This is a genomic window from Chryseobacterium sp. 27AL (genome assembly GCF_057815395.1).
On the sequence record NZ_JBYRIW010000025.1, the window covers coordinates 1 to 2,980 of the forward strand.

The 2,980-nt window shown below is 30.7% G+C and carries 3 protein-coding genes and 1 pseudogene; all 4 read left to right on the forward strand.

All coding sequences use genetic code 11. From position 1 onward, the window contains the following. Positions 1-580 (forward strand): hypothetical protein (locus tag AC3WV0_RS17985; RefSeq protein ID WP_488847473.1); only part of this gene is annotated, 580 nt, incomplete at its 5' end. A 6-nt stretch (positions 581-586) separates the two neighbouring features. Continuing rightward, complete coding sequence (locus AC3WV0_RS17990; protein ID WP_488847474.1) at positions 587-784, forward strand: hypothetical protein; 198 nt, start codon at positions 587-589, stop codon at positions 782-784. A 198-nt stretch (positions 785-982) separates the two neighbouring features. After that, positions 983-2,062, forward strand: a pseudogene (locus AC3WV0_RS17995) (RHS repeat domain-containing protein); the annotation flags it as partial. Further along, positions 2,040-2,726, forward strand: coding sequence for a hypothetical protein (locus tag AC3WV0_RS18000; protein ID WP_488847475.1), 687 nt, complete (start codon positions 2,040-2,042; stop codon positions 2,724-2,726). The pseudogene AC3WV0_RS17995 and the gene AC3WV0_RS18000, both read left to right, overlap by 23 nt. Positions 2,727-2,980 lie beyond the last annotated feature (254 nt).

A 2,980-nucleotide genomic window follows, 5' to 3' on the forward strand; every position in this document is an offset into this window, starting at 1 on the left:
TGGAGGCGGAGGTAACTTTTCATTAGAAGATTTTGGTGATGTGTATGAAGGAAAGGCTGCTATAAATGCTTTTATGAAAATGATTAATCCACAAAATTACTTCAATGGAATTGATTTTTCGCAGTTTAATAATAATGAGGGTGATCCACCAGGTAATGGAATCTCAATAGGAAGAAAATCTTGGAATTTCTTGGCTGATAATATTATTTCAAAGCCATTAGAAGGTGTTCAAGTAGTAGGATATCTATTCTATGGAAGTTTTTATCTTACTCCAAAAGAAATGATTAAACAAGGTAAAATGGGTGATATGCACGTCAAAATGGACATGAAATTGTGGGGATTTAAAAATGGTGCTTGGGGAGAAACATTCAATTATAAAGATGGAACTACAGTAATGAGTGAAAAAGAAAAATTTCAAAAAATAGCTATTCCTGCTATTGAAGCGACTACAATGGGTATTGGCTTTAGACTTAAACCATTCACTCAATTAGGTACCGTTGGAAATGCTATTGGTAATTGGGGTGTCAATACAGGTATGAAATCTGCAGTTAAAAAAAGTATATATCAAGGATTAAAATAATAATATATGATTGATTTTATATTTGGAGGATTCGGAATATTTATAAGATGGATATTCGTCTATAAATTTAATACAAAAAAAATGGCAGAAGCATATAACTCTAACATAGCAGAAGAGGGAGCAAAAAATAATATGGCTGGTTTATTTTTAATACCAGTAGCTATTATTATCGGTTTAATAGTAAATTATATGGATAAACCATAACTAATTACTAGTTAACATTAAGCATAAGTTTTTAACATTATTCCAAATAGGTTTATTAGTTTAAAATAGGTGATCTAGGTGACCACCTATTTTTAAGCAATTTAAATAAGTTATTATAAGCTTTTAAGAATATAGCCTACTTTTAAAAACTCAAATGGCAGCGCAGAAGTTCTTGAGGAAAACAGCTATTACCCTTTCGGGCTGAAGCATGACACCAATATTCTTTCTGTCAACAATTCTTCCTATAAATACCAGTACAATGGGAAAGAATACCAGACGGAGACCCGATGGAACGATTTCGGGGCCAGAATGTATATGAGTGATATCGCAAGATGGGGAGTAATTGATCCGTTAGCAGAGCAAATGAGAAGGTATTCTCCGTATAATTTTGCTTTTAATAACCCGATTAATTTCATTGATCCTGATGGGATGGCGCCTAAAAGATTAACGGCTGCAAGTGAAGATTCTCCGTTAGATTACCAGCCTGGATGGACAAATCCTAACTGGTTAAGTTTTGGAGACGCTGGTTATGGTGACAGCTATGGATTTGGCAATGTGTCTTCTGGCGGAGGTGGGGGTCCATTAGTGAATATCATTCTTAATTTCTTAAGAACTGATAATCAACTTGGTAATTTTGCAAATAAAGAATTTGAAGAAAACGGATGGCATATTATAGACGCTTTAAATTTAAAAGATGCTTTAACAAAACTGACTAAATATTTAGGAAATAATCAGGCTGATAATATTTATATTAATGCTCATGGATTAGTAAGTAAGCGTTATTTATTTGATGAAAGTGGAAAATTAATCCCTGATTCCGAATCAGAAACAGGATATAAAATGACATGGGATACCGGCTTTTATACCAATCTCAATACTGAAAAAATATTAGGAAGTGATATTCAACAGTATATTGCCGATTCAGGTAAATTAGCCGCTGATAAGAAAAGCAGTATAGATAGTCTTATTGGGATTGGAAATTATGTTAAAGATGGTAAAAATTTAATCATGGGATCCTGCTTCTCAGCAAATGATGTGCTTTTTGGTACAGGACTTTCTTCAATCTTAAAGTCAAGAGATATTTTTGCCAATAGAGATTATTCAAGTAATTATGTTGTTAAAGGCCAAGGAATAATTACTTTTCAGAATTTTATAAATTATAATCAAACTGCTCAAGACAAGTATATAAATGGATGGGTCTGGTACAGATCTGGTGAAGTAATTCAAACAAACTTTAATATTATAATGACAAAATATGGAGTCAAAACAATTAAATAAGATAGTATTCTTAATGGCTTTAGCTTTTAGTATGAATATCTTTTCTCAGATGAAAATGATTGATATAAACGGGAAAAAATTAACATTTAATCTGAAGAAGGAAAAACAAGATATTATAAAGATATCTGAGAATGATGCTTATACTATATTTTATATTATAGATAGAAATGCATTTGGCTTTGATGAAGGATTAGGAACTGCTACTTTAGCAAATGTTATTTTCTTTTCCAAAAAGTACAACAAAGGAATACTTGCCACTTTTGAACAAGGTGTAGAACATGGGGAAAATTCAGTTTATGATATTAAATTGGACACAGGTTATGACAGCAATCATATGTTTATTTCTTCTATGATTATTGTTGATAAAGATTTTAATTATGAGTATTTAATGAATTATCTGTATATTCATTTACCACATGATAGAAATGTGTTTATGAATAGACTTACAATACAGAATATTAAAAATTATTGCAATTTAACACGTATTGATATAAAAGGTAGTGCAATTTATGAAAATATAGATGATATCTTAAGTAATATTTCTAAAATAAATACAAATCAAAATAAATCTAAGGAATGTGATCCTATAATATCAACCGAAGATTTAAAATACTTTTTCCCAGAAAGAATAGATAAAGATGGTCATGTTTATTACAAAAAATAGGACCAATATCCTTTAAATTAAAACGAGTAACCTAAATGGTTGCTCGTTTTTGTTTAAGTTTTTTCAATTGTGAAATTAAGTTTCAGAAACTTTCAGGAGAATAAATTAAAATAAATTATAACGGCAACACCAATAATGTACTAAAACGATACGATTACCAATATGATGACCTGAACAGACTCACCAAAGGAACCTATTCTGAACCGAAAGCTTCTGTTCCCGCGAATGATTTCTACAATGAAACGGCAGATTAT

What these genes read in the sequence shown, in the direction of transcription:
- AC3WV0_RS18000 (WP_488847475.1), top strand. Translation starts at nt 2,040, where the DNA reads ATGGAGTCAAAACAATTAAATAAGATAGTATTCTTAATGGCTTTAGCT.
- AC3WV0_RS17990 (WP_488847474.1), top strand. Translation starts at nt 587, where the DNA reads ATGATTGATTTTATATTTGGAGGATTCGGAATATTTATAAGATGGATA.